This window comes from Sphingomonas lenta, assembly GCF_002288825.1.
Taxonomy (GTDB): Bacteria; Pseudomonadota; Alphaproteobacteria; order Sphingomonadales; family Sphingomonadaceae; genus Sphingomonas; species Sphingomonas lenta.
The window spans coordinates 701,227-726,642 of record NZ_NSLI01000002.1 but is presented as its reverse complement, the minus strand read 5'-3'; the positions used below and the strand labels follow the sequence as shown (position 1 = coordinate 726,642).

Below are 25,416 nucleotides of genomic sequence, written 5' to 3'. Positions count from 1 at the left end.
ATAGGTTCGCCATCCTTGATCCTGCTCGGTCGCGGAGGGGCAGCCCATGCTGGAGTTATCCCCAGCTTCGTCGCGCACGGAGTCGATCGGGCGTTGACGAGGTCGGTTCGCTAACGGAACATAAAGTGAACGAGAGTAGCCGTAATTCCATGCTGACCGTACCCGCCCAAGCCGACCGACTCGCCGAGCTCCGCTCCAAGGTTGACGCCGTCACCGAGCGGAACGTCGATCACGGCGTGCTCGCCTTCGGCATCGACGCGGTCGACGACCGCTTGGCCGCTGGTGGCTTGGCGGTCGGCGGAATGCACGAGGTCGCTGGCGCGTCGACATCGCTCGCCGACGATGCGGCCGCGACGTTGTTCATCGCCGGCGTGGCCGCGCGTTTCGTGGCCGCTTCGACTGGCCAGGCGCTGTGGGCGACCACTCGCTTCGACCTCTATGCGCCGGGTCTCGAACAGGCGGGGCTGAGGCCGGCCGACGTGCTCTACGCGGAGCTCCGGGACGACAATGCGCTGCTCGCGCTGATCGAGGACGCGGTGCGCGACGGCTCGCCCGCGGTCGTGATCGGCGAAGTGCGGCGCGCCTCCATGGTCGCCACCCGCCGGCTCCAGCTCGCGGCCGCCGCCAGGGGCGTGCCGGTCATCCTGTTCCGTCGCTGGCGCAAGCTCGGGCGCGAGCCGTTCGAGGAGCCCTCGGCGGCCTCGACGCGATGGCGCGTGGGCTGTGCGCCCTCGACCCCACTCCGCGTGGCCGGCGTCGGCCGGTCGCGATGGGCGGTCGACCTCGTCCGCCAGCGGGGCGGCGAGGCTTGTTCCTGGATCGTGGAGGGCTGCGATGCGACGGGTCGCCTCGCTGTTCCTGCCCCAGCTCGCCATCGAGCGGCTGCGCAGGCAGGAACGTCCCAGCATCTCGCGGCCTGAGGCGCGGCGGCGCTTCGAGCCGCCGGTCGACGACGATCCCGGCGCCTGCTCGGTGCCGCGCGGCGGCGGCTGGCGCCCGGGCGCGCGCTGGGCGCGGGACGACGCCTGCACGCGCGGCGCGGTCGAGGCGGAGATCGCGGCGTTACCGGCGCATCGGCAACCCTCGATCCGGGAGCTCGGGCGGCGATCGGAGGCAGCCGAGCATCCGTTCCGGCGGATGCCGGACGGTGATGCATGCGTTTCGGAGCAGTCTCCTGTCGTCAAGGCGCAGGGCCGGCGACCGCTGGTGCTCGTCGACGTCGTCGGACGTCGGCAGGAGGTCGCGGCGGCGTGCCCGGCCGCGCTCGCTCTGGGTATCGGCGTCGGCATGGCGGCGACGCACGCGCGCGTGCTCGTCTCCGATCTGGACGTGCGTCCGGCCGACCGGGAAGCCGACGCACACCTGCTTGAGCGCCTTGCTTTGCGCGCGGTGCGGAGCTGGACGCCGGTAGCCAGCGTCTCGGGCCATGACGGGCTCTGGCTCGACCTGACCGGCGTCGCGCACCTGTTCGGCGACGAGGAGCGGCTCTGCCGCCGCATCGTCGCCTTTTGCCGCCGGGCGGGGTTCACCGCGCGCGTCGCGGTCGCCGACACGCCGGGCGCGGCGCACGCCATCGCCCGGTACGGCACCGAGCCGATCAGCCTCGTGCCTCCGGTTCAGACGGCTGAAGCACTTCTGCCGCTGCCGCTCGCGGCGCTTCGCGTTCCAAATGATGCGCTCACCGCGGCGCGCCGGTTCGGGCTCGAGCGAATAGGCGACCTGATCTCGATGCCGCGCGGGCCGCTCGCCCGGCGCTTGGGGCTGGTGACGGTCGAGCGGCTCGACGAGGCGCTCGGCCGTACGCCTGAGCCGATCGTGCCCGTGGTGGACGAGGCGCCGCCCGCGGTCGAGCGTCGCCTGCTGGAGCCGATCGGCGCGGCGGAGCAGATCGGCCAGGTCATGGCGGACCTGCTCGACGAGTTGGTCGAGCTGCTCCGGGCGCGCGGGCTCGGCGCGCGCGCGTTGCAGTTCGCGTGCGACCGGGTGGACGGCGCGGAGCAGAAGGTCTCGATCGGCACCTCGCGCCCGAACCGCGACCCCAAGCACCTCTTGCGCCTTCTCTCGATGCGCATCGAGCGCCTCGATCCGGGGCTGGGGCTGGAGAAGTTCGCGCTGACGGCCACGCACACCGAACCGCTCGGGGCCACGTCGCTGGCTACGATCCTGGCCGGGGATGCTCAGGCCGTCGATGTGCCGAAGCTGGTCGACACGCTCGCGGGCCGGGCGGGTCGTGACGCGCTGTTCCGGATCGGCTCGGTCGAGAGCCATGTGCCCGAACGCGCGGTGGCGAGGGCGGCGCCGCTGGCGAGGCCTGACGGCTGGCCGGCCTGGAGGCGGCCTGCCCGCCTGCTCGCGCGGCCCGAGCTGCTGGCGCAGGTGGTGGCGCTGCTTCCCGACCAGCCGCCCCGCCGCTTCGAATGGCGCGGGCAAATCTACCGCGTGGCGAACGCCGACGGGCCCGAGCGCATCCACGGCGAATGGTGGCGCAGCAAAAACGAGGTGTGGGGCGTGCGGGATTATTTCTGCTTGGAAGACGTGTCCGGGCAGCGCTTCTGGGTGTTCCGGCGCGGCGACGGCGTGGACGCCGCCACCGGCAACCTGTCTTGGTGGCTCCACGGGGTCTTCGGCTGATGGCAGCGCCCTATGTCGAGCTGCAGATGCTCACGCATTTCAGCTTCCTGCGCGGTGCCAGCGATCCGCAGGAGCTTTTCGCGGCCGCGGCGCTGCTCGGCTATGACGCGCTCGGTGTCGCCGATTTGGGCACCGTCGGCGGCATGGTCCGAGCTTACGAGGCGGCCAAGACCACGGGCGTCCGCTCGATCCCAGGCGCCCGCCTTGATCTCGACGATGGTTGGCGGCTGCTCCTCTACCCGACCGACCGGCCTGCCTGGTCGCGGCTGACCCGGCTGCTCACCATCGGCAAGGCACGGGCGGGGAAGGGTGGATGCACGCTCGGCTGGGCGGACGTGGCGGCCTGGGCTGAAGGCCTAATCGCGATCCTGGTACCGGATGAGCCCGACGATACCAATGCGTTCCACTTGGGCGAACTCGCCGACCTGTTTGGCGATCGCGCCTATCTGGCGCTGAGCCATCGTCGGCGGCCTGAGGACGCCGTTCGCCTCGATCGCCTGACCGCCCAGGCCCGCGCGGCGCGGGTTCGAGCGGTCGCGACCGGCGATGTGCTCTATCACGCACCCGAGGCGCGCGTGCTCCAGGACGTGGTCACCGCGATCCGGGAGAAGTGCACCGTCGACGAGCTGGGCTACCGGCGCGAGGCGCATGCCGATCGGGCGCTGAAATCTCCGGAGGAGATGGTGCGCCGCTTCGCCGATTATCCGGACGCGATCGCAGCAACGTGCGACATCGCGGACCGCTGTCGCTTCGATCTGGGTGAACTCAGCTACCAATATCCGCACGAGCGCGTGGTCGAGGGGATGACGGCGCAAGGCGCGCTGGAGAAGCTGTCGCGCGAAGCCGCGGAGCGTATGTTCCCCGACGGCGTGCCTGACGCGTATCGCAGCCAGATCGCCCACGAACTCCGGCTCATTGGCGACCTCGGCTACGCGCCCTACTTCCTGACGGTGAACAGCATCGTCGCCGAGGCGCGGCGGCGCGGCATCCTGTGCCAGGGCAGGGGCTCGGCCGCGAACTCGTGCGTCTGCTTCGTGCTCGGGATCACCAGCATCGATCCGATCAGGCACGAGCTCCTCTTCGAGCGCTTCGTGTCGGGCGAGAGGAGGGAGCCGCCCGACATCGACGTCGATTTCGAGCACGAGCGGCGCGAGGAGATCATCCAGTGGATCTACGAGACCTACGGCCGCACCCGCGCGGCGCTCACGGCCGTGGTGACGCGCTACCGCGCGCGCGGCGCGGTGCGCGACGTCGGCAAGGCGCTGGGCCTCCCTGAGGACCTGACCGGCGCGCTCGCCGGCCAGGTCTGGGGCTGGTCGGCCGAGGGCGTCGGCGAGAAACATGTCGAGCAGCTCAACCTCGATGCGAGCGACCGCCGGCTGCAGCTGACGCTCGATCTCGCGCGCAAGCTGATCGGCACGCCCAGGCACAGCTCGCAGCATCCGGGCGGCTTTGTGCTCACCCATGACCGCCTCGACGACCTGGTCCCCATCGAGCCCGCGGCGATGGACGATCGGCAGATCATCGAGTGGGACAAGGACGACATCGACTGTTTGAGGTTCATGAAGGTCGACGTTCTGGGCCTCGGCATGCTCGGCTGCATGAACCGGGCGTTCAACCTGCTCGAGGAGGCCAAGGGGATCCGGATCGGCCTGGCTGACCTCCAGGACGACGACCCGGACGTCTTCGCCATGATCCAGAAGGCGGACACGCTCGGCACCTTTCAGATCGAGTCCAGGGCGCAGATATCGATGCTGCCCAGGATGAAGCCGGCGCGCTTCTACGACCTCGTCGTCCAAGTCGCGATCGTGCGTCCCGGTCCCATCCAGGGCGACATGGTGCACCCTTACCTCCGCCGGCGCGAGGGGCTGGAGAAGCCGGAGTACCCGCATCCCGACCTCCGCGGTGTGCTCGAGAAGACCTTGGGCGTGCCGCTCTTCCAGGAGCAGGCGATGAAGGTGGCGATCGTCGGTGCCGGGTTCACGCCGGTCGAGGCCGACCAGCTCCGGCGCGCCATGGCGACGTTCAAGTTCACCGGGGGCGTCAGCCACTTCTACGACAAGCTCGTCGAAGGCATGGTCGAGCGCGGGTGCCCCCGCGACTTCGCCGAGCGCACGTTCAAGCAGATCGAGGGGTTCGGCTCCTATGGCTTTCCCGAGAGCCACGCGGCCAGCTTCGCCAAGATCGCATACGCGTCGTCATGGATGAAACACCACCACCCGGACGTGTTCTGCGCTGCGCTCCTGAACGCGCAGCCGATGGGCTTCTACGCACCCGCCCAGATCGTGCGGGACGCGCAAGGACACGGCGTCGAGGTCCGGCCGGTGTGCATCAACGCGAGCCGCTGGGATTGCACCCTGGAGCGGACCCGCGGCCGTCACCTGGCGGTGCGGCTCGGCTTCCGTCAGGTGCGCGGGCTCGCCAACATCCACGGCGCCGCGATCGTCGTCGCCCGCGGCGTGGCGCCGTTCGGCTCGGTCGAGGAGGTCTGGCGGCGGTCGGGCGTGCCCCGCGCCGCGATCGAGCGGTTGGCCGAAGCCGACGCCTTCCACTCGCTCGGGCATGATCGCCGTCAGGGGCTGTGGAAGGTGAGGGGGCTCGGCGAGGCGCCGCTGCCCTTGTTCGCGGCCGCCGACGAGCGGGAGAGCAACTTCTCGGTCGAAGGGCTCGAGCCCGAGGTCGTCCTTCGGCCGCTGACCGACGGGCGCGAGGTAGTTGAGGACTATCGGTCGCTCCAGCTGTCGCTTCGCGCGCATCCCTTAAGCTTCCTTCGCGACGAGCTGACCCGCCAGGGGGTGACCCGCTGCGCCGATCTCGAGCAGATGCGTGATGGGCGGCACGTCGAGGTCGCAGGCGTCATCCTCGTCCGTCAGAAGCCCGGCTCCGCTAAGGGCGTCCTCTTCATCACCATCGAGGACGAGACCGGGATCGCCAACGGCATCTTATGGCCCGATCGCTTCGAAGCGCAGCGGCGCACGGTGATGAGCGCGCCGATGATCGGCATGAAGGGTCGCGTCCAGCGCGAGGGCGAGGTCATCCACGTCATCTGCGACCGCATCGTCGACCGCGGCGACCTGCTCGCCCAGGTCGGCGCGATGTCGTTCCCGCACCGGACCGGGCGCGGCGACGGCGCGCGCCATGCGGGATCTCCCGATCGCGGCGACGCCGGCTGGAGCCCATCCCCGCGCGATTGCTACTGGCCGCCGCACGCCGACGGCATGGATCCCGAGGACGTGATCCGCGTGAAGAGCCATGACTTCCGGTGAGAATCTCCTGGGGGCTGCATCAGCGGGTCGTGATCGACCTGTCGCTGCGCATCCTGCGCGCCGCCATGGCGCGTTCGGGCGAGGCGAAGGTGAACACGGTCGAGGTCAGGCTCGCGCTCCGCTGCCTGCTCCACCATTGCCCGGAGAAATGGCCGCTCGAGGCGTTCTGGGACGCGGCCGGTGCGGACAACGACATTGGTCGGGCCCAGGGGACGACGGCGGGGTTCAACGGCATCTGTCGCCAGCTCAAGGCGGCGGACCGCTACCCTGAGGGGACGAGCTCGTGAGCGCCGCGCCGTCCGCCGACGTCGATCATGTCGGCCGCAAGCTCCGGACGCTGGAGCAGTGCGCGCTCCACAAGCGGACGCTTCGGCTGACCTGTCCGGGCTGCGAACGGTCGCGGGTGATGGACGCGGCCGCGCTCTGGTGGCTGTTCCGGCGCAAGGGATGGGACAATGCGCTCGGTGAGGTGGCGAAGCGGCTCTGCTGCGAGCGGTGTCGCGACGAAAACGACCGGGTCGTCCGCCCGAGCTGGACGGTAACCCGCGAGATGCCGGAAGGGCCGCAGCCACCCTATCCCGACAAGCACGAGTGGCGAAGGCTTGTGTCGCGCTACCGGTCGTGATCGGATCGCGCGCATGTGCAACTTGTACAACCTCAAGGTCGAGCGCTGGGAGTATCTGACCTACTTCCAAGCGCGCTGGGACGAGCGGAATGAGCTCGACGTGGAGAAGGACTACGCAGCACCCGGCAAGCCCGGCTACGTCGTCCGGCTGGAAGACGGCGAGCGGGTGCTCAGCACCATGAAGTGGGGGTTCCCGACCAGGAAGCCGCGCAAGCGCCCCGCCAAGGAAGGAGAGCTGCCCTTCCTCTATGACTGGTGGACGAACGCCCGAAACTTGGAGAACAACATGTGGCGGTCGTGGCTTCTGAAGCCCGAGCACCGCTGCCTCGTTCCCTTCGCCCGTTTCGCCGAGCCGAAGGCGGTCAAGGACCGAGCCGCTCCCGGCGACACGAACTGGTGGTTCTCGGTCGCCGACCAGGAGCTGCCCTGCTTCGCGGGCGTGTGGAAGGTCGACCAGGACCACGACCGGGTATACGCTTTCTGTACGACCGAGCCCAATCCGCTGGTTGCGCCCAAGCACCCCAAAGCCATGCCGGTGATCCTGCTGCCCGAGGACCATGACCGCTGGCTGCGCGGGAGCATGGAAGACGTGCTGGCGCTGCAGGCCGCGTTCCCGTCCCAGCTGATGTCGGTCGCCTAAGCAACGATCGACTGGGCCGAGACCGCAGTTGGGCTGCGGCGATAGCTAACGCAGCCCGAACCCGGCCCGACTGGTCTCGCCGTTGTCGGTCCGCTCGCGTCCCGCGAGCAAATTCTCCAGCTCTTCAAGCGTGTGCAGCACGTCCAGATGCTGCGCGCCGAGAAAGAGGCGGGTGCCTTCGCCCTCCGGCACCGCGTGGGTGAGCTTGTCGATGTCGACGAGCGCCTTGCCCGAGGGCAGGATGTCGATCTGCACGAAGCGCATCATGGTCTCCACAGCCGCTTGGGGGCGGTTCAAGCGTTGAACGGTTCTGATGGATGGAGGTGCGCGCGTTCCGGACGCCTCACGACGCCGTTCGGAGCGACACGGACACTGGGCAGTGGTCGGACGGGTGCTGCTCTTCGGGCAGGTCGTAGGTGTACTCCTGGAAGCTGCCCGCGACTGCCTGCTCCGCGGCTGACTTGTTCAGCACGACGAAGTCGATGAACTCGCGATACTTGGACTTGCACGTCGCACCCGCCGTGCCGCTCGCGAGCGACAGGTCGGAGGCCGCGGGCTCGCCGTCGTCCAGGTCGGTGAAGACGAGGTCGTTCCGGCTGGCCAGGCGTCGGTTGAAGTCGCCGAGCACCAGCGCTGGCGCGCCCTCCTGGCCCCGCGTGTCGATCCATTGCTCGAGCACGGGCACTTGGGCGAACAGCGTGTCGCAGTCGCGGTCGGTGGGCGCCCGGCCCGAGTTGCAGCCCGACTTGAGATGCACGGCGAGCATGCGGAGCGGGGCCGAAGCCCCGACCGAGATGTCGACGCCGGTCCGCAGGTTGTCGTTCCCGAGCCCGAGTGCGGTGAAGTCGGGGTTGCGCGTGAACGGCACCCCGCGCCTGATTGCGAAGCCGACCTTCTGCGGGCGGAGCCGCTGGCCGGGCATGCCGTAGCAGCCGCCCTGTGCGCCCGCGCTGGCGCGCTCCTCGATCACCACCTCGTACTTGTCGGGCGTGAACACCCGCTCGGCGGCGGCCTTGGACTCGACCTCCTGGAACGCGATCACGTCGGCGCCGAGCGCCTCGGCGTGGCCGCGCAGTGCGGCGTAGTCGGCTTCCTGCCTGGGCCGGCAGCCCTCGCCGTCGCGCTCGGCCAGGTGTTCCACATTCCAGCTCGCGACCTTGAGGCGGGCCGGCGTAGCGGTGCCGTTAGCAGACGTCCCGCCGCCGGACGGAGTGCCAGGTGGGGTACAGCCAGTGAGGATAAGAGCGAGTGCGGTCGTGAGCTCAGGAACGCGAAGCATGGCCTCCTCCTTTCACGTTCCGACCGAGACTGGCTAGTGACTGCCGCGAGGTCCCGATCAGGTCGGCGTCGGGTGAACTCGGGTGATCACGCCGCTAGACACCATGTCCGAAGCTAGCCGGCCGCCTACAGGCGATCTGCCAGCGCACGAATGCCCTCTCCGGAGAAGTGCGCGAGCGGAGCTCCTTCATTCAGCCGAATCGGGTGCTCCGGCGTGAGTAGGGCGGCTACCTGGTGCTCATCATCGAGCTCGAGCCATGCGCGTACGGCGGATTCGAGGCTGGTCACCTCGGCTACCTCTTCGCCGCCGCGCGGCACGTTCTGAAGCGACGCGCTCATCCGCCAGTCGATGTCCGGCGGCGTGTTCGCATCACCCCAGGTCGCTTCCGCCATGTCGTCCTCCAACGTCCAGCCTTCACGGCTAGGTCCGGGTAAGCGCAAAGGAGCGGTGTAGGGTTCCGACGGCTTGCGGTCTCGTCGGCGACGAAAGGCGCATGACTCACACGCAGAACTCCCCGCCGGGGAAGGATGGTGCGTCGGGAGAGACCGGCTCGGAAAAGGCAGGATGTGCACCGCGCTAGTTAAGCCTAGGATTGGTGGACTCCCGCCCGACCGCTTTCGGTCAGGGGACTACGGTTAGCTGCCCTTCATTCATACATCGGGCGAATGGCGTAAACGCATGTCGCTGATGGGGACTTTCGGCCCGGTCTGGAGTTCACAGCTCCGGCATGCACCCTTCAAGCTCATGAAAACAACTACACTTCGCGCCCGCGCGTCAGCTTTCAAGGCGCAGTCTCGCGGTTGACGGCAGAATCTGTGTCATGATCGGGCGACGCATGTGCGCGAGGCTGATCACGGCCTGACCCGGCTGCAGGGAGGCCAGAGCGCGCCACATCGCCTGGTCGATCGAGGGAATTGTGCGCCGCAGGCGGCTCACAACGCTTTCATCCTGCACCTTGTGCAGCACCCAGTTGTTGATGAGCGCCAGGACCTCGTCTGGGAGGTTCTGCGGCAGCTGAGTCACAAAGGTCAGCCCCAGCCAGCGCTTGCGTCCACGCTTCGCGATGCGGGCCACCTGCTCGTAGAGGATCGGCATCTGCTTGATCCGCGACGTGGACAGGAACTCGTGCGCCTCCTCCACAATCACGTTGACGGGCGTGGGCGTGCGCCCCTCCTCCGTGGCCGCGGCGTACGCCGCCTCCTGTACCGCCTGCAGCTGCCGCAGGATCTGCGCGATCGCGAGATTGCGCAGGACGGGGCTGTCCAGGTCGGACAGATCGACAATGTTGATCCGGCCGGGCTCGAGCATCTTGCGCACGTCTAGGTTCAGGGCCGGTGCGCGATCGAAGATCTTCAGCCGCTGCAGGCGCCACAGCAGGCCCGACACCTTCTTCCAGCTCGCCGCGTTCGTCTCGAGCTGGGCGCGGCCGACCAGATCGTCCAGGACGCGCTGGTTTTTCGAGTTGTTCCTGAACGTCGGGCTCGCCCAGAACTCGTTCGGAGTCCTCGACACGCTGCCGATGCAGGCCGCGACCACGTCGATGAGCACGTCGAGCCTAAGCCGCGGATAGCCGGAGTCGAGTTCGTCCCAGTCCATCGCTGCCTCCTCCTCAGCGCCGTTCCTCTTCTCCGGAAAGATGCCGAGTTCGTTCAGCAGCCGCCGCGCGATGTCGTAGGCGGCGAGGAAGCGGCCCTGCTGCGCGTCGTTCATCCCGAGGATCTCGATCAGCGCCCACGGCGAGAGCACGGAGAAGTCGAGCGCGAACTCGGCCGAGCTCGGATGTTCGGGGTTGCTGGGCTCCCTGCCGACTAGGGTAAGCACGTGCGTGTTCTCCACGCCCCCGCCCCTGATCCCTTGGCGCTCTGCGAGTGCGAGCATGTCCGCGTCGTTGGTGCGCTCGTACATGGTGGTGTACTCGCCCTCAGTGTCCAGCAGGATCACCGCCGCGCCCTGGCCCGAGAGCCCGGCCGCAAAGTTGGTGATGGTGGTCGACTTGCCGCCTCCGGTCGTGCCCAGCACCCCCGTGTGCCGATAGAGGACCGACTTCCTGTGGACCGGTATCGGCACCTCGACGGACTCGTGCCCCATCACGCGGCCGATCGCGAAGTCGCCCTCCAGCCCGAGGATTTCGGCCATCTCCTCGTCGCCTACGGTGAACACGGGCGAGTTGGGTACCGGTCGCCGGTTCGCGGGTCCGATCCGACCCTCGCTCTCCTCGCCCAGGATGTGGACCACGATGCGTCCGTGATGGCCGGGCATGCCGATCGCGCCGTTCACCGCCGAGATCACCATCGCGGTCGACTCGGCGCTGATGCCGTCCGGGTCGTAGAACGGGCCCGCGGCCACGGTGCCGACATACCGCCGCCCGTCCGGATGACTCCTGATCCGCACCAGCGCCTGCGACGTGATCCGCTCGATCTCCGCAGGCCCCATGACCACCGTAATTGTTCCGTCGGCGCTGCCCGGCGTGTCGAACAGCGTCCGCCCGAACGAACCGTCGTACGCCGCGGGCAGCTCGCGCACGCCGCCCAGGTCCTCGGCAAGCTCCGTCAGCCGACGGACTGCCTCCTGTCCCAACGACGACCGCTCGACCGGGACCGCCCGCTTCTCCGCGCCGTCGGTCCCGACCGCGACCGGTGCGCCTCCGCGTACCATCGTGCCCATCTTCGTCTCCTCGCTTCGGTTCAGACGCCCATGGTCGCGCGCGCGTAAAGCGCCGCGGCCGGACGCAAGATCGCGTCGGGCGGAAAGAGATCGCGGCAGATGCCGCCCGCCAGATCGAGGAGCATGGGGAAGCCCCTCGGTTCGACCAGGATCGCGTCCGCCATCGCGACCACGGCCGCCTCCGCCGCGAAGTCGGCGTGCGCGTAGAAGATTTGGCTAGACGAGTGCGGAGAGACGCGGAACGCGCCCACCACGATCCGGGCGGACGCCTCCGCCTTGAAGTCGTCGAGCAGCCGCTTGGCGGCTTGGAACTTGCCTTGCCCGTAGTGGCCGCCCTCGATCACGTCGTTTAGATAGCCCGACACGTCTTCCACGATGGCGAACTCCAGCGGCACCAGCGCGTCGCCGATCGTCTGCAGGAGCCTGCTCCGTGTTCCACGAGGAAGGTAGACGAACCGGCGGTGCTCAAGCAGCAGCTTGCGGAAGAGCGGCACCGACAACTCGATAAGCTCGGGCATGCCGGCACCCGTGAGCAGCTCCTTGGGCAGCGGGTGCCCATGCCCCATCCGCCACGGCGCGTTAGCCTTGGAGGCCAGCACCGCGAGCTCCGCGTTAGCCATGAGCCCGCGCCGCAGCATGTCCGAGATGCCGGAGCCGTCCGCCTCATCCGCCTCCGCCCTGCGCTCGAGCAGCGCCATGGTCCGCTCGATCGGGTCCTGCCCCGACACCTTTAGATCCTTCTGGAAGATGCGATGACCCCACGTACCGTGTTCGCCCAAGTAATTGGCGAGCGCGACGGCCGTCTGGACGATGGTGATCGGCAGCGTCTCGTGGACTACCGAGGCGCCGTCGACGGCCTGGACGTGCCCGCTGAACAGCAGCTGCCTCTGCACCTGGCGCAGGTCGTCCAGGGCGACACCGTGAACGCCGGCGCAGGCGGGCGCGCCCGGCTGGTCGCCCAGGAGTGGAAAGATGCGCGCCCGGATGTCCCGACGGGTCTCCAATTCCGAGATCTGGGCGCGGACGATCTCATTCTGGAGGCGGTCGAACTGCTCGGCCACCTTGTGCGCCGGATCCCAGGAGTCGATGTCGAGCGTCTGCTCGATCCGCTCGCCCGTTGCCTCGAGATAGCTCCGCCCGGCGGGAGACGCCGACGTCGCCGTCCGCGCGCCGGACGGCGACTCGTCGCGATCAGCCATGAGATGCCTCCTCGCCTTTGCGATGGGCCGCCCCGGCCCGGCCTGCGGCCTGCCGCAGACGTCCGACGAGCGTCGGCCGGCTGCGCGCGACGACGGCCAGGACTCTAGGCGCGTGCCGCACCGCGTCGGCCGCGGTCAGCCCGAAGTCACGGGCGAGGGCGGCTTCAACGGCCTGCCGGTCGGCGACGCCCTCCGCCCTCACCGCTGCGGCGATCACCCGGCCCGGAGGAGCCAGCGCCAGAAAAGCCGCTTCGTCCGCTTCCGCCTCCATGCGCTCGGTGAGCGCGTCGACCGCCTGCGAACCGTCTCGGACCATCGCGTCCCCGAAGACCCCGAGCGGACAATGGGCCAGCAGGCCGCCCAGCCGCTCCTCCCAGGTCGGTTCGCGGGCGCCGTCCAGCACCTCCAGGATACCCTCGCCCAGCCTGGCGACCGCCTCGTTCCGGCGATCCTGGTAGTGCCCGACGAAATGGGCGAGCTCATGCCCGAGCGCGAAGCGCATGGCGGCGGGGTCGTCCTCGTCCAGGAACACGTATCCCATTCCGCCCAGGGCCACCAGGCAGCCCCGAAGCCGACGCTTCGCCACGCCCCGCCCCAGGCGCGCGAGGACGCGTCCGAGGCGGTTCTCGATTGCCGTGGTGGTAAGTTCGGCGACGGTCAGCACGCTGACCGGCAAGCCGAACAGGGCAGCGCGCTCGAGGTCGCGCGGGAACACGCCCCGCGCCTCCTGCAGACCCTCCACGATCCGATCCGCCACGAAAGCGGCGTCGAACCGCATCAGCGGTCGTCTCCCTCGCCGTCGTCCTCGGCGTCAAGCGCCGCCATCAAGAGCTCGCCATCGTCGTTGGCCGTCTCGAAGCGCGCGGTTGTCTCGGCGAAGCGCAGGATGTTGAGAAGGCCCATGACGTTGACGCCGAGCTCGGCGGCGATCCGCTGGGCCTGCGCCGCCATATCCCGCCCACCCGGCCGCGGGGTCACAGCCACGCGCCACAGCGCCTCGTCGCCGCACCCCAGCAGCGCGGCCACGGGGCGGTCCGGGTTTGCGCGCTCCCAGACCGCGAGCGCGCTCGCGATCAGGCCGGAGCGGGACCGGGCCGCCCGTGCCAGCAGGCCGCCCAAGCGCTCCACCTCGGCCGGAACCTCCATCGTCACGTCCTCATTCTCGCTCATGATGCGTTCTCCCTACCGATGCGGCGTATGCGGCCCCGCATCCGCTCGACCCGAGTCGCGGCTTCGTTCCATCCGCTCTCGTCGTCGGGCAGCCCGAGCATGCGGGCGTGGAGCGCGGGATCGACTTCACCCTTGGACATGAGCGCGAACACGTCGCGATCGCCCTCGTCCTTGAACAGCCGCGCGTGGAAGCGGTCGCGGAGATTGGACCATTCCAGATCCTGGAGCATGCGCTCCTCCGCAGGCCGCAAATCGTCCACCTCACGCTGGGCGGCGAACGTCGCCGCGGCGTCCGACTCGTGCCCGTGGCGCCGCGCCTGCCCGCGTTTCAGATTGAGCGCATACTGCCGTGCTACATGCGCCAGCCACGTGGTGAGCTGGGCCTTGCCGGGCTGATAGCGCTGCGGGGCTTCGAGGTAGCGGAGCAGGGCCTCAAGGCTGGCCTCCTCCGCATCCTGCCGGTCGTGCAGTTCGGGCACGGTGCTCCGCACGGTCGCGACCAGGCGAGGCAGCACTCGCTCCACGATCCTGGAGGCGACCTGGAGTTCACCTCCGACCAGGCGACCGTGGAGGGTGAGCAACTCGTCGTTCGTCATCCGCTGATCTCCATGGCGCTCCAGTCCGTCGATGCCCGCGATCGTTTCTCCTGTACTTATCCACCGCTCGTCGACGTTCTCGGACGCGACCGATAAAAAAATCTTGCGGAACGCCGTTCCCGTACCCCACACGCAGGCACGTCACCTTGAGGCCGTTGCCATTCGTCCGGTTGTCACCAAGAGTGATCATTGGGGGGAAAGAAAAGGTGCCGCGTCCGCTTCATCCGTTTCCGGCGCGCATGGCGCCCGACCTCGCGCTCGACAGGCTGGTGCGCCTGCAGCCGAACAGCATCGTGCTAGATCCGATGACCGGATCGGGGACGGTGATCCAGCAGGCCTGCGCGGCCGGGCACCGCGCGATCGGCGTGGACGTCGATCCCCTTGCAGTTATGCTGAGCCGCGTTTCCGCCGGAGCGGTCGACGACCGGTCGGTCGATCTCGCGGGCGGGCACGTCGCGTCGGTCGCTCGGCGGATCGGCGCGCCGGAGACGCTGGAGTGGATCGACGAGGATGCCGAGACGACGCGCTTCGTCGAGTTCTGGTTCGCGCCCAGGCAGCGCGACGCCCTGCGCCGCCTCGCCCGCGTCATCGCCGATCTAGAAAGAGAGACGCCCGGCGCGATGGCGCTGGACGTCCTGCGCCTGGCGCTCAGCCGCCTTATCATCGTCAAGGAGAACGGGGCGTCCCTCGCGCGCGACACCGCCCACAGCCGGCCGCATCGCGTCGCGCTCGACAACGACTTCGACGTAGTGGCGCAGTTCGACCGTTCCGTCGCTTGGGTTAGACGCCGGCTCCGTGAACGTCCGCTACGTCGGTTTGCGCAAGTTATACAGGGCGACTGCCGCAACCTCGACATCGCGGATGCATCGGTCAGCACCGTCCTCACTTCCCCACCTTACTTGAACGCAATCGATTACATGCGCGGCCATCGCATGTCCCTGGTCTGGTTTGGCCATCGCATCTCCGACCTGCGCGGGGTGCGCGGCACCTCGGTCGGAACCGAGCGCGGAGCGGAGCAGAACCGCGAGGACGACCCGATCCGGACGGCGATGGGACCCGTCCATGAGCTTCCTAGACGCGAACGACGCATGATCGATCGCTATGCTACCGACCTGCGCGGCATGATGCGCGAGGTACGCCGCGTGCTCACGACGAGCGGCGAGGCAACGTTTGTCATGGGGAACTCGTGCCTGAGGGGTGTGTACGTCAACAACGCCGAGGCCCTCGCGGCGGCGGGTCGGCTCGCCGGTTTAGAGGTGGTCGAGCGGTTCGAACGAGATCTTCCGCCGCAGCACCGCTACTTACCCCTGAGCGCCGGAACCCTCTCCAAACGCATGCGGACCGAGACGATCATGTCGCTTCGCCCGAACTGAGCCGGGCCGCGTCGGCACGTGAGATTGGTAAGTGCCGGACACATTCAGTACCTCACGCGAACGAATGGCCGGTTTCAGATTACAGTCTAGCTGCCCCGGACGTCTAAAAATGGGGTTGCTTATCATGGTTCCGCGCGCGGTTGCGTGAGGTTCACGTATCTCTGACGAGCAGGTGTTCCTCAATCAAATACAGTACCTCACACCTTGTTGCGCACGATCTGAAGTAGCTGGTCGAACAAGTCGGCGAGCGGGTCAGACGTAGCTTCGCCATCGTAGATCAGCGGCGTGAGGCCACGACTCGCGAACACGCTTTCCTGTACCGGGTCGGGGCGCATCAGGAATATATACGACTTTGGGCGGCGTTCTGCCTGGCCGGACCGCTTCCAGAGGCGCTGTAACCGGAAAAGTAGCAGCCTGAGGTTAAGGTCGGAAATACTGTAGCCAACGAATAGAATACTCCTGCCGAGCACATCTGCGTGAAATTTGACGTCTAGAAGGGTGTCGAAGTCGAGCCGCTCGAAATAATCCGACTCGGTTAGCACGAGCGACTCGTCATCATCGAAGTCGCCATGAAACTTTACAATATGGGGTAGTTCGGCCTGAGCCTCTGCGACGTCGAGCATAGCGACGATCTTGGAATACTTTTTGCCCCGAAGATCGAACGCTCGCTCAATGTTGCGGTCGTAATTCGTCGTGTAGATGAAGGGGAAGTCTAGGTCGACGATCTGATTGTGGACACGGGACGACCGAAGACGGTCGTCCTCTACATGCCAGCTCCGGTCCATCCAGCTTCGGAGCGGACCAAGCCTGCCCTTCTCCAAGCGATAGTACTCGGCAATCTGGAGATAGTCGGCACCCGGTCTAATCAGGACGTCGGGATCGTAGCCCAGTTCTCTCGCCATATGAGCCATAAGACCGCTCCAGGTAGGCAGGTCGAGCTGGGCGGACAGGCCGGCCCCGGCAAATAAGACAACTTTGCGATCGCGGATCTGCCTGGCGAGGTCCTCAAGCACGTGTGCCCCCCTTCAGGAATTGCACGAAGGCGTCGAGGGCGCGTCTGCGCATCGAGATCTCATCCTTATTCTCACCCATTTCTGAAAAGGTTTGTTCGAAGCCGTCCGGAATAAAGACGCAATCCCACTGGAAGGCTCGGTCGCCTCGGGGTTCGGCGGCAATCCGCCCACGGATTTCGCCCTCAAACTGATGTATCGTGCGTCCGTCACAAAAGCCGATCCGGGTGCGTGCGATCACGCCCGTGCCCTCGCCCTGGCCGAACAGCGAGCTGACTCGATCGGGGCCGAGCGCGTCCCAGAAGACCTGGGTTAGGCCACCAGGCAGGCCCTCAAGCCGGTCGAGGAAAAGACCGGTTTGCTCAACGAACAGCGGGCGACCCACCTTGTAGAATGCCTTGAGCGTCTTGTCCCGTACGAGCGCGGCCACGTCGTCTGTCTGGAGCTCGGTTAGAGGGAAGTGTATAGGGACGACCTTCACGTCCGCGCCAGCAAGTATTCGGGCGGCCTCGGCCGTCTTGTGCTCGTTCCTGGAAAGGAATCGGATCGGCGTCATAATCGGCTTTCGCGCAGCGCTTGGCGCCGGTTACAATTAAGGACGACCTACCCTAGTCGCCTCGCCCATGTACGTCGATCTTCACGTCCATCTTCGCGGCACCATCGCCCCGGCCACCGTTAATCGCTTGGCGCGGCGGAACGGCGTGGCGATACGCGAGGGGACGCTTCGCGCGCCAGGCTACGGCTGGCACGATTTTCCCTCCTTTCTGCGAGTCTACGACGAGGTAGCGGCCGCAATCCGCACCGCTCGCGATATTGAGGAGGTCACGTATGAGCACCTCGTCCGCGTCGGATGCGCCGGCACGGCCTATGTCGAATTTATGCTCTCGCCGCCGCACGAACGGCGTGTCGGCATCTCCTTCGCCGACCAGCTGGCAGCGGTCGATCGCGCCGCTGACCGGGCACGCGAGCTGACCGGCATTGAATGCTGCGTGATCGCGACCGCCGTCCGACAGCTTGGGCCCGATGCGGCGATCGACTCGGCGCAGATTGCCATCGCGTGCCGGTCGCCACGATTGGTTGGATTCGGATTGACCGGCAACGAACGGATGCATGATGCGGCGGACTTCCGCCCGGCGTTCGCCATCGCGCGCTCGGAAGGTCTCAAGGCGACCGCCCACGCTGGCGAGCACCTCGGGCCAGAGACAATCCTTCCTGCAATTGAGGCGCTCGGCCTTGACCGCGTAGGTCATGGCGTGCGCGCGGCCGAGTCTCAAGCGGTGATGGCTGCCTTGGCCCGGCTCGGCGTCCCGCTGGAAGTTTGCCTTACAAGCAATATCGCGCTCGGCGTCTGCTCAGACATCGGCGAGCATCCAATTGCGGCACTGGCGGAGGCGGGCTGCGTATTAACGCTCGGGACTGATGATCCCGGGTTCTTTTCAACTACGCCTGCGAGAGAATACGAGTTGGCGAAGCGCGCGATTAGCGACCCGAATATCGAGGCGAGGATCACCCGCGCCGCTATCGCGGCGGCGTTTTGCGATGAGACAACGAAGGCGAGGCTTCTAGGCCGTTTGTGAGGCGGGCGAAGGGCGTCCTTGTGAAGCGGCCAATCGGCGCTGAGACGACCAATTTGGACGAACGGCCGAAGCTTGATGAGCAGAATGGCAATCTCAGTGACCGATTCTGGGTCAAGTTGCTGGTGAGAGGAAAGAAATGCTCTTGAGCGCGATATGCCTCGCTATACCACGATCTAATACATCTTTCCAACACCGAACACTAATGCTTGAAGTATCTTCATCGCTTATAGAATTGAAGGTGGCGGGTCGATCTTGGCTCAAGTCGCAGACTGTCTTTCTAAACTGACAAGTTCCTCGATCTTACCAGAAATGTCATCGGGCCTTGAACGCAGCCACTCGGCAGCGATGTCGAGCGTCAATAGCCTCTCGCGCACCGCCCTTGCAACACGAGCGCCAAACGTTCCTCGCCGAGTTATCGGAACAGTCGCGACAGGATAAAAGTCATTAGTCCAGTCTTCACGAATCTGCCAATCCTCCGACGGCCTCGGCATCTTCCCGCCCTTCACATTCTGAAGGTTCAGAACAACGCCGCGTCGGTTCTTGATCACGTTTGCCAGGTGAAGTCGCGCTGCGGTGAAGCTCAGGCCAAACCGGTCCATCAGTACTGCAATCATTGTCGCGTAATCGCTTAGCTCATCATAGAGCCGCTCGACCGCACGTGGGGGAGCAAGGAACGCAATTGCGAAAGCATTGGCTCGCGTCTCAACCTGATCGCCCGATAATTGCTGTATTTCGTCGAAGGTATCTACCCGGACCCGGCCAAGGCGCGACGGCGGATCCCAAAGAATATGCCCAAGCTCATGGGCTGCTGTCATGCGACGCACCCAGACATTCTGATTAGCACCCTGGGTATTTACAATGACACCACGCGAAGCGCCGTTCGAAACCGTTGCACCCGCGAAGGTTGCACCCATCTCAACCTGTATAAGAGGGATGTCGAGTCGACGGAGAATTTCACGAAGACTTCGAACTGGCTCATGCTCCGGCAAACCTAGCTCTGATCTCGTTCGCTCTGCTAGTCTGTAACCCTTCTCGAATACTGGGGCATAATAGTCATCGTCCCACTCCTCACCAAGATAAACCTCGGGAACATCGCCCAGCAGCTCAGCCAATTCACGCTCGCGTGCAATTACCCACGCGGCTTCGGCAAGTTGCAAGACAAGATTAACCGATAGAACCGGCGCATCCTCTCGATTGCGCGACAGTGTGCGAAGACGCACTCCCAGTTCCTCGTCACCGCCGGCACCCGGAATGAAGCCTAGAACTTGCTCGTCCAACGCAAGTGTCTGACCCAATCGCTGCAGTTCACGTATTGGCGTGACCTGCCCGGGCGTTTCGGCCTTTGCTACCTTGGCTGGCGTGAGATCGGCCGCACGGGCCACTTGACGATGATCGAGTCCAAGCTGCTCCCGACGTGCCAGAAGCGTACGAGCGGGTTCCTCTCGTGCAGATGTAATTTGGAACGCTCCATCCTCGGCGATTGCACGCAGTGCTTCGTAGCCGAAGCTCCGCAGCACCTGAGTGGCATTCATTCGTAGCCCAGTTGCCTCTGGTCTATCTTCCGCAACCTGAGCCTGCCCTCGAACATAGAGCCTGTCCGAGGAAAGCGCGCGCGCCAAAGGAGTAGCCCCCGACGAGGATGCTCCAAAGACGCGATCCAATTCGCTCGGATCCACTATATCGTTCAACCCACCCACTCCGGATCTTTGTCTCCGAACCTATAAGCAGTCATCGTCTCTTCGCTGAAGCCGTACGACCACACGCCGTAACCAGAGGCGCGGAACGCGCGGGCGACAGCTGTCATCTCTGCAGCCGAGTTTGGCCCATAACGCCCGGACGAGCCGGTCAGGGCGATAACGTTATCGCAAAGGAACAGCAGCTCGCCTCCACAATGCGCATTCGCGCCGCCGGTCAGGTTGCTGTGTTTAATCACCTTGCTTTCGAGACTCGCTCCGAACGGGGTATTCTCGCTTGCATGAACCACATCGTCGGTTCGCACTACCCACAGATGGGAAGCCGATGGTTTAGGATCGATTATCGGAAGCTCACCCTTGATCGCCCCCAGTCCGTCCTTCCAGAGCTGCAATCCGTCTAACTCGCCGAGCTGAACGAGTTCGCCGGCATTGGCGACACGATCCATGTTGCACGGCTTAGCTGGGTACTGATTACGAAAGCGATCAAACGCAGCGGCGGTCTTCGACATATATAAACCGGCTCCCCCTCGTATGAGCGTCCCTGCCCAACGCCAGCGAAGCGATCAAGTGTGGTTACAGTCGCTGCCTCGTGGGCGCTTCGGCCTAGACGGACCAGCGAGGCGCATCCGCTATAATCCTACAATGTACTCACCTAGCCTTCGCGACCTTCCTTTGCCCGGCTGTAAGCGGCCAAGAGTCGCCCAGACCTGACGCTGAACGAGTGTCCGGTTCCAGGCAGCCGCGACAATGGCTCGAACGTCCAGAGATGGGTCTAATCGGCCGCCCGTGATCTCTCAGTCACTCAGGTTCGATGAGAAGTTTGCACCTCGCTCTGGCCGTCGTGCTGACCAGCCGGGCGGCAGGTGTCGCTCCGGTCGCGGCTGCGGACCGCGGACATCCCACTGTCGTCGAACTGTTCACGCACAAGGCTGCGCTGCCTCTCTCCGGCCGATGCGGCGCCGGAAAGGCTGGCGATGCGTACGGACTGCCGCTCAGCTTCTCGGTGATTTATTGAGATCGGTTCGGCTGGCGCGACCCGCTTGCGCGGCCCGAATTGACCAAGCGGCAATATGCTTACGCGCGCACCGGACAGCGCGAGGCGGGCGCGCCGCAATTCGTCGTGAACGGCCGGTTCGCAACGCCGTACCGCGGTGACGCGGCGCTCGCGCGCGCGATCGACAGCGCCGATAGGCAAGCAGCCGGGCCGGCGATCTCGCTGCGGGCGGGCGGCGTCGTGATCGGGGCGGACGCGCGCAGCGCACGCGACGTGGCGGTGTGGCTGGTCGAACATGATCCGCGCACGATCCGCACGCCCGTGCACGCTGGGCGGAACGGCGGACGCGCGCTCGCGGACCGCAGCGCCGCGTGCGCCCTCCGCAGGCTCGGCGGATAGATAGGCACGGCGGCGACTTTCCTGCTGGTGCGGCCGGGCTTGCGTCAGGCCGTACTGGCGAAGGGCGCCGACGGCGGCGCGATCATTGCCGGGCGCGTGATCCCCTGAAGTCCAGCCCCACCAAGGTATCATGCGCAAAGCCCGTTCCGCCCGGTTAGCGTCTTCGCGATGAGGAACGGGAGATGGCTCAGTGTCGGCGCGGCGGCGCTGATCGCGTCGTCGGCGGCGCAGGCGCAGGTGGAGGACCCGCGCGATGGGGGCGGGGACGTCGTTGTCACCGCGACGCCGCTGTTCGAGCCAGGCGAGGATACGCTCGTCTTTCCCGCGCGGACCGTATCCGACGAGCAGATTGCCCGCGCCCCGGCCATCGATCTGACGGACTATCTTAAGCGCGGTGTGGGCGGCGTGTTCGTCAACGAGGTGCAGGGCAACCCGCTCCAGCCCGACGTCAACTATCGCGGCTTCACCGCTTCGCCCTTGCTGGGCACCCCGCAGGGTCTGTCCGTCTACCTGGACGGCGTGCGCGTGAACCAGCCGTTCGGCGACGTCGTCAGCTGGGATCTGATCCCGCTCTCCGCAATCCGGTCGCTGACGCTGGTGCCGGGCTCCAATCCTCTTTTCGGGCGGAACTCGCTCGGCGGCGCGCTCTCGATCCGGACCAAGGACGGGCGCTCCGACCCCGGCTTCGGTGCGGAGCTCGCCTATGGATCCTTCGACCGGATGATCGGTCGCGCGAGCGCCGGCGGCTCTGTGGGCGAGGTCCACTGGTTCGCGTCCGGCGATGGGTTCCGAGAGGACGGTTGGCGCGACCGCTCGCCGTCCGAAGCCGGGCAGGCGTTCGGTAAGATCGGCTGGGAGGACGGCCGCCACGATGTCGCGTTGTCCGCCGCCTACGCCGCGACGGACTTGACGGGCAACGGCCTCCAGGAGCTCACGCTGCTCCGGCGCGACCGGGAGAGCGTCTACACCTATCCGGACAAGACGCGGAACCGGGCGCTGCTCCTCAACCTGACCGGGCGTCACCGGCTCGGTCAGGGCGCGACGCTGTCCACGGGCCTGTTCCGTCGCCAGATCACGACGCGGACGCTCAACGGCGACCTGAACGAGGAGGTGCTGGGCGAGGACGAGGACGCGACGGAGGAGGCGTGCCTGGAGGCGGTCGCGGAGGGCGAGGACGCCGACGAGGCGTGCGACGGCCTGCTGAACCGCTCGCGCACGCGGCAGCGCGAATGGGGCGGCACGGCCGAGCTGACGCTGGACGGGACGTTCCCCGGGCACCGCGTGACGATGGGCGCGGGCTATGTCGACGGGCGGGCGCGGTTCGGCCAGTCGTCGCAGTTCGGCGTCCTGCGGCCCGACCGCGGGGTCGACGGCGTGGACGCGGAGAACGACGAGGCGTTGGTCGACCTGAGGAGCCGCACGCGCGTGCTGAGCGCCTATCTGCTCGACTCCGCGACGCTCTCGCGAGCGCTGACGGTCGATCTGGCGGCGCGGTTCGACCGCACGGTCGTGCGCAACCGCGACCGGATCCAGCCGGGCGGCGGACCGGGGTCGCTCGACGGCAACCACCACTTCCACCGGCTGAACCCGGCCGTGTCGGTCCGCTGGACGCCGACCGCCGCGCTGTCGGCCGACGCGAGCTTGGCGCAGACGAGCCGCGCCCCCTCCGCGATCGAGCTGGGCTGCGCCGATCCGGAGAGCCCGTGCCGCCTGCCCAACGCGCTGGCGGGCGACCCGCCGCTCGACCAGGTCGTCGCGCGCACGCTGGAGGTCGGGCTGGGCTACGCCGCGGGCGGCGTCCGGGCGCGCGCGGGCGCGTTCCGCACCGAAAACCGCGACGATATCCTGTTCGTCGCCGCGCCGCAGTCGGGCTTCGGCTATTTCCGCAACTTCGGCCGGACGCGTCGGCAGGGGGTCGAGCTCGACCTCGCCGTCGAGTGGCGGACGTGGAGCGCGTCCGCGCACTACACGCTGCTCGACGCGACCTTCCGCAGCCCGGAGACGGTGAACGGCGCGGCCAATAGCGCGAACGACGAGGGGCCGGGCTTCGAGGGGAACATTGACGTCGCGCGCGGCGACCGCATCCCGCTCATCCCGCGTCACCAGTTCAAGGCGAGCCTCGCTTGGTCGCCCGCGCCGCCGCTCACGCTAACCGCCGACCTTTACGCCGCGTCCGGCGCGTTCGCGCGCGGGAACGAGAACAACGCGCACCGGCCCGACGGCGTCTTCTACCTGGGGCCGGGCCGGAGCGGCGGCTACGCGGTCGTTGGGCTCGGCGCGGAGATGCGGCCGGCGAGCTGGCTGTCGCTCCACGCGCGCGTCGACAACCTGTTCGACCGCGACTACGCGACGGGCGCGCAGCTGGGCGCGGCGGCGTTCGATGCGGACGGCCGCTTCGTGCAGCGTCCGTTTGCTGCACCGCCCGGCGACGGCGACGCGCCCGTGCGCAGTTCCACCTTCTTCGCGCCCGGCGCGCCGCGTTCGGTGCGTGTCGGGGCGAGGGCGCGCTTCTAGCGCCCGTCCACCCTCGGCCACTCGCGCGCCTCGAGCGCGGGGTAGAGATGCGCGACTGAGCGCTGGAGCTCGTAGCGGGCGACCTTCAGGCGGGCGAAGCGGTCGGGAATGGGCATGAGGCCTGCGTCCACCATGTCCAGCCCGTCGCGCACCGCCGCCGTCAGCGCGCCCTCCAGCCAGTCGAGCCAGTCGCGCGTCTGGTCGATCGCTGCCGCGGGCGTCGGGTCGAGCGGGCCGTGGCCTGGCACCACGCGCCGGTGACTAAGCCCCTTGAGCGTGTCGAGCGCGGCGCGCCACTTGGGGAGGTCGGCGTGCGGCGTGGTCGGCGCGCGGTCGTGGAAGACGAGGTCGCCCGCGACCAGCGTGCCCGTGCGCTCGTCGAGCACCGCGAGGTCGGACGCGGAGTGGCCCGACAGCGCGAGCAGGCGGAAGCTGCGGCCGCCCAGCGTCTCCCGCTCGGCGGTCACCGCGTGCCCCGGCATGTGCAGCTCCGTGCCGCGCATCCAGTCGCCCAGGATGCGGTACATCCCGTCGGAGAAGCCGGGCCCCTCGCGCTTGAGCTCGGCGGCGAGCGCGGGGGTGGCGGCGATGGTCCCGGGCGCGAACGCCGCGTCGCCATAGGTGTGGTCGGGGTGAAGGTGGGTGAGGTAGACGCGCGCGACCGGCTCCCCCGTCAGCTCGCGCGCCAGCTTGGCCAGCGCCTGGCCGTAGCGGAGCGACGGGCCGGCGTCGACGAGCACCGCGCCCGCCTCGGTCGCGAACAGCGCGATGTTGGCGACGGCGCCGCCGTTGTCGCGCGCGATATAGGTGTCGGCGCCGCGGATCACCCAGGCGCGGTCGGCCACCTGCTCGGGCAGGAGCCGGTAGGCGAGCGGCTGCGCCAGCGCGGCCGCGGCGAGCGTCGCGCCCGAGCCCGCGAGAAAGGCGCGGCGCGTCGTCAGCGGCTCGCGACCGCGCCGCCGCCGGCCTCGAGCGTGCCTGCGAACTCGACGCCGTTGGTGTCGCGCCCGGCGAAGCGCACCGCCTCGCCGGGCCGGGTGCGCGGCATCAGGGCCAGCACCGGGTCCTCGGCGACCGCCGCCTGCATCTTGACCTCGCCCAGCATCCGGCCGTCGGCGGCGGTCAGCCTGAGGTCGTCGATATGGTAGATGGCGATGTTGTCGACGAGCCCCGTGTCCATCGGATGGCGAAAGGCGAGCTGCACGCGGGCGCCCGACGCGCCGCTCCAGAGCCGGCCGCGCACCTCGCCCAGATGCTGCGCCCAGTCGCCCTTGACGCGGCTGACGGGCGGGGCGGAGCAGCCGCCGCCCGCCGCGTCGATCCAGCCGCCCGACGCGAGCCACGTCCCGTCCTTCAGCTGCACCAGCCCGCGTACGGGCGTGCGCTGGTCGAGCTTGACGCGCGTGGACACGAACGCCTCCGCGTCGCCCAGCCGATAGTCGATCGGCAGCTGGATGGGGTTGAGATCGATCAGGATCATGACGCGGGCGACGTCGGCGATCCCGCGCGCGTCGACCTGGACGGGGAAGACGCGCTGGTTCTCGGCCACCTCCGGGAAGGTCACCTTGACGCGCGGGTCGAAGCGGACGGCCGCGCCCTCGCCCAGATACTTGTCCGCCACGAACTCCCACATGGGCGAGTTCAGCGGATCGGCGGGGAAGGGGCCCGCGACGGCGGCGGACGGCGCGGCGAGCGCGAGGGCGGCGGCGATCCGTTTCATCCCAAAGTCCAGTACGCCGGGCGGCCGCGAGCGGCCATCACACCTTGGTAGAAGGCGGGGTGCAG

The 25,416-nt window shown here is 67.5% G+C and carries 23 protein-coding genes and 1 pseudogene; 10 read left to right on the top strand and 14 right to left on the bottom strand.

The window, feature by feature from the left end:
• Window positions 1–149: 149 nt before the first annotated feature.
• From CKY28_RS06765 to CKY28_RS06740, 6 genes are read left to right on the top strand one after another with little or no spacing between them, the layout of a single operon-like run.
• Window positions 150–920: an ImuA family protein gene (locus CKY28_RS06765; RefSeq protein ID WP_176472981.1), complete on the top strand. Its 771-nt coding sequence runs from the start codon at window positions 150–152 to the stop codon at window positions 918–920.
• Window positions 835–2,631, top strand: coding sequence for a Y-family DNA polymerase (locus CKY28_RS06760; protein WP_095997526.1), 1,797 nt, complete (start codon window positions 835–837; stop codon window positions 2,629–2,631). Before CKY28_RS06765 ends, CKY28_RS06760 begins: the two co-directional genes overlap by 86 nt.
• Window positions 2,631–5,897, top strand: coding sequence for an error-prone DNA polymerase (locus CKY28_RS06755; RefSeq protein ID WP_095997525.1), 3,267 nt, complete (start codon window positions 2,631–2,633; stop codon window positions 5,895–5,897). Before CKY28_RS06760 ends, CKY28_RS06755 begins: the two co-directional genes overlap by 1 nt.
• A gap of 29 nt (window positions 5,898–5,926) precedes the next feature.
• The gene (locus CKY28_RS06750; protein WP_245841656.1) at window positions 5,927–6,184 is read left to right on the top strand and encodes a hypothetical protein; all 258 of its coding nucleotides are present in this window, start codon (window positions 5,927–5,929) and stop codon (window positions 6,182–6,184) included.
• Entirely contained in the window at window positions 6,181–6,522 is a 342-nt protein-coding gene (locus CKY28_RS06745; protein ID WP_095997524.1) for a hypothetical protein, read from the top strand. The genes CKY28_RS06750 and CKY28_RS06745 overlap by 4 nt, the downstream gene beginning before the upstream one ends.
• A 13-nt stretch (window positions 6,523–6,535) precedes the next feature.
• On the top strand, window positions 6,536–7,162 hold the full coding sequence (locus tag CKY28_RS06740) for an SOS response-associated peptidase (protein WP_095997523.1): 627 nt from the start codon (window positions 6,536–6,538) through the stop codon (window positions 7,160–7,162).
• A gap of 45 nt (window positions 7,163–7,207) precedes the next feature.
• On the opposite strand, the gene CKY28_RS06735 is transcribed toward CKY28_RS06740, so the two are convergent.
• The 8 genes from CKY28_RS06735 to CKY28_RS06700 form a co-directional block, all read right to left on the bottom strand.
• Entirely contained in the window at window positions 7,208–7,429 is a 222-nt protein-coding gene (locus CKY28_RS06735; RefSeq protein ID WP_141243868.1) for a hypothetical protein, read from the bottom strand.
• Between the two features lie 76 nt (window positions 7,430–7,505).
• The gene (locus tag CKY28_RS06730) at window positions 7,506–8,303 is read right to left on the bottom strand and encodes an endonuclease/exonuclease/phosphatase family protein (protein WP_217989556.1); all 798 of its coding nucleotides are present in this window, start codon (window positions 8,301–8,303) and stop codon (window positions 7,506–7,508) included.
• Between the two features lie 263 nt (window positions 8,304–8,566).
• Window positions 8,567–8,833, bottom strand: coding sequence for a hypothetical protein (locus CKY28_RS06725; protein WP_095997520.1), 267 nt, complete (start codon window positions 8,831–8,833; stop codon window positions 8,567–8,569).
• A 382-nt stretch (window positions 8,834–9,215) separates the two neighbouring features.
• Window positions 9,216–11,105, bottom strand: a complete 1,890-nt coding sequence (locus CKY28_RS06720) for an ATP-binding protein (protein WP_095997519.1) — start codon at window positions 11,103–11,105, stop codon at window positions 9,216–9,218.
• Window positions 11,106–11,125: 20 nt separating this feature from the next.
• Complete coding sequence (locus CKY28_RS06715; RefSeq protein WP_095997518.1) at window positions 11,126–12,304, bottom strand: hypothetical protein; 1,179 nt, start codon at window positions 12,302–12,304, stop codon at window positions 11,126–11,128.
• Window positions 12,297–13,082, bottom strand: coding sequence for a hypothetical protein (locus CKY28_RS06710; RefSeq protein WP_095997517.1), 786 nt, complete (start codon window positions 13,080–13,082; stop codon window positions 12,297–12,299). The genes CKY28_RS06715 and CKY28_RS06710 overlap by 8 nt, the downstream gene beginning before the upstream one ends.
• Window positions 13,082–13,474 (bottom strand): hypothetical protein, encoded by a 393-nt coding sequence (locus tag CKY28_RS06705; RefSeq protein ID WP_095997516.1) that lies wholly within the window; start codon window positions 13,472–13,474, stop codon window positions 13,082–13,084. Before CKY28_RS06705 ends, CKY28_RS06710 begins: the two co-directional genes overlap by 1 nt.
• On the bottom strand, window positions 13,471–14,070 hold the full coding sequence (locus CKY28_RS06700) for an RNA polymerase sigma factor (protein WP_095997515.1): 600 nt from the start codon (window positions 14,068–14,070) through the stop codon (window positions 13,471–13,473). The genes CKY28_RS06705 and CKY28_RS06700 overlap by 4 nt, the downstream gene beginning before the upstream one ends.
• Window positions 14,071–14,309: 239 nt before the next feature.
• Between CKY28_RS06700 and CKY28_RS06695 the strand changes: the two genes are divergently transcribed.
• Window positions 14,310–15,443 carry a hypothetical protein gene (locus tag CKY28_RS06695; RefSeq protein WP_217989555.1) on the top strand — a complete coding sequence of 378 codons (1,134 nt, stop codon included), beginning with the start codon at window positions 14,310–14,312 and terminating at the stop codon, window positions 15,441–15,443.
• Window positions 15,444–15,640: 197 nt separating this feature from the next.
• Here CKY28_RS06695 and CKY28_RS06690 read toward each other — a convergent pair whose 3' ends face one another.
• The gene (locus tag CKY28_RS06690) at window positions 15,641–16,456 is read right to left on the bottom strand and encodes an SIR2 family protein (RefSeq protein WP_095997513.1); all 816 of its coding nucleotides are present in this window, start codon (window positions 16,454–16,456) and stop codon (window positions 15,641–15,643) included.
• Window positions 16,449–17,009 (bottom strand): non-canonical purine NTP pyrophosphatase, encoded by a 561-nt coding sequence (locus CKY28_RS06685; RefSeq protein WP_095997512.1) that lies wholly within the window; start codon window positions 17,007–17,009, stop codon window positions 16,449–16,451. Before CKY28_RS06685 ends, CKY28_RS06690 begins: the two co-directional genes overlap by 8 nt.
• Window positions 17,010–17,076: 67 nt before the next feature.
• Here CKY28_RS06685 and add point away from each other — a divergent pair, with 67 nt between their 5' ends.
• A complete protein-coding gene (gene add / locus CKY28_RS06680; RefSeq protein ID WP_095997511.1) occupies window positions 17,077–18,030 on the top strand; it encodes an adenosine deaminase in 954 nt (317 codons plus the stop codon).
• A 257-nt stretch (window positions 18,031–18,287) separates the two neighbouring features.
• Here add and CKY28_RS06675 read toward each other — a convergent pair whose 3' ends face one another.
• Both CKY28_RS06675 and CKY28_RS06670 read right to left on the bottom strand, forming a co-directional pair.
• Window positions 18,288–19,562: an ImmA/IrrE family metallo-endopeptidase gene (locus CKY28_RS06675; protein ID WP_095997510.1), complete on the bottom strand. Its 1,275-nt coding sequence runs from the start codon at window positions 19,560–19,562 to the stop codon at window positions 18,288–18,290.
• A 152-nt stretch (window positions 19,563–19,714) separates the two neighbouring features.
• The gene (locus CKY28_RS06670) at window positions 19,715–20,233 is read right to left on the bottom strand and encodes a hypothetical protein (RefSeq protein ID WP_217989554.1); all 519 of its coding nucleotides are present in this window, start codon (window positions 20,231–20,233) and stop codon (window positions 19,715–19,717) included.
• Window positions 20,234–20,751: 518 nt separating this feature from the next.
• On the opposite strand from CKY28_RS06670, the pseudogene CKY28_RS06665 reads away from it, so the two are divergent.
• Both CKY28_RS06665 and CKY28_RS06660 read left to right on the top strand, forming a co-directional pair.
• Window positions 20,752–21,117, top strand: a pseudogene (locus CKY28_RS06665) (DUF1223 domain-containing protein); the annotation flags it as partial.
• A 168-nt stretch (window positions 21,118–21,285) separates the two neighbouring features.
• The gene (locus CKY28_RS06660; protein WP_095997507.1) at window positions 21,286–23,631 is read left to right on the top strand and encodes a TonB-dependent receptor; all 2,346 of its coding nucleotides are present in this window, start codon (window positions 21,286–21,288) and stop codon (window positions 23,629–23,631) included.
• On the opposite strand, the gene CKY28_RS06655 is transcribed toward CKY28_RS06660, so the two are convergent.
• Together CKY28_RS06655 and CKY28_RS06650 are read right to left on the bottom strand one after the other, a co-directional pair.
• A complete protein-coding gene (locus CKY28_RS06655) occupies window positions 23,628–24,572 on the bottom strand; it encodes a quinoprotein relay system zinc metallohydrolase 1 (protein WP_095997678.1) in 945 nt (314 codons plus the stop codon). The genes CKY28_RS06660 and CKY28_RS06655 overlap by 4 nt on opposite strands.
• Window positions 24,569–25,351 (bottom strand): quinoprotein dehydrogenase-associated SoxYZ-like carrier, encoded by a 783-nt coding sequence (locus tag CKY28_RS06650; protein ID WP_245841654.1) that lies wholly within the window; start codon window positions 25,349–25,351, stop codon window positions 24,569–24,571. Before CKY28_RS06650 ends, CKY28_RS06655 begins: the two co-directional genes overlap by 4 nt.
• Between the last annotated feature and the right edge of the window lie 65 nt (window positions 25,352–25,416).

Bases quoted from the DNA above. Each gene is read 5' to 3' on its own strand.
- CKY28_RS06755 (WP_095997525.1), top strand. From the start codon at position 2,631: ATGGCAGCGCCCTATGTCGAGCTGCAGATGCTCACGCATTTCAGCTTC.
- CKY28_RS06670 (WP_217989554.1), bottom strand. From the start codon at position 20,233: ATGTCGAAGACCGCCGCTGCGTTTGATCGCTTTCGTAATCAGTACCCA.
- CKY28_RS06650 (WP_245841654.1), bottom strand. From the start codon at position 25,351: ATGAAACGGATCGCCGCCGCCCTCGCGCTCGCCGCGCCGTCCGCCGCC.
- CKY28_RS06685 (WP_095997512.1), bottom strand. From the start codon at position 17,009: ATGACGCCGATCCGATTCCTTTCCAGGAACGAGCACAAGACGGCCGAG.
- CKY28_RS06740 (WP_095997523.1), top strand. From the start codon at position 6,536: ATGTGCAACTTGTACAACCTCAAGGTCGAGCGCTGGGAGTATCTGACC.
- CKY28_RS06735 (WP_141243868.1), bottom strand. From the start codon at position 7,429: ATGATGCGCTTCGTGCAGATCGACATCCTGCCCTCGGGCAAGGCGCTC.
- CKY28_RS06675 (WP_095997510.1), bottom strand. From the start codon at position 19,562: ATGAATGCCACTCAGGTGCTGCGGAGCTTCGGCTACGAAGCACTGCGT.
- CKY28_RS06720 (WP_095997519.1), bottom strand. From the start codon at position 11,105: ATGGGCACGATGGTACGCGGAGGCGCACCGGTCGCGGTCGGGACCGAC.
- add (WP_095997511.1), top strand. From the start codon at position 17,077: ATGTACGTCGATCTTCACGTCCATCTTCGCGGCACCATCGCCCCGGCC.
- CKY28_RS06695 (WP_217989555.1), top strand. From the start codon at position 14,310: ATGGCGCCCGACCTCGCGCTCGACAGGCTGGTGCGCCTGCAGCCGAAC.
- CKY28_RS06710 (WP_095997517.1), bottom strand. From the start codon at position 13,082: ATGCGGTTCGACGCCGCTTTCGTGGCGGATCGGATCGTGGAGGGTCTG.
- CKY28_RS06660 (WP_095997507.1), top strand. From the start codon at position 21,286: ATGAGGAACGGGAGATGGCTCAGTGTCGGCGCGGCGGCGCTGATCGCG.
- CKY28_RS06760 (WP_095997526.1), top strand. From the start codon at position 835: ATGCGACGGGTCGCCTCGCTGTTCCTGCCCCAGCTCGCCATCGAGCGG.
- CKY28_RS06725 (WP_095997520.1), bottom strand. From the start codon at position 8,833: ATGGCGGAAGCGACCTGGGGTGATGCGAACACGCCGCCGGACATCGAC.
- CKY28_RS06765 (WP_176472981.1), top strand. From the start codon at position 150: ATGCTGACCGTACCCGCCCAAGCCGACCGACTCGCCGAGCTCCGCTCC.
- CKY28_RS06715 (WP_095997518.1), bottom strand. From the start codon at position 12,304: ATGGCTGATCGCGACGAGTCGCCGTCCGGCGCGCGGACGGCGACGTCG.
- CKY28_RS06705 (WP_095997516.1), bottom strand. From the start codon at position 13,474: ATGAGCGAGAATGAGGACGTGACGATGGAGGTTCCGGCCGAGGTGGAG.
- CKY28_RS06700 (WP_095997515.1), bottom strand. From the start codon at position 14,070: ATGACGAACGACGAGTTGCTCACCCTCCACGGTCGCCTGGTCGGAGGT.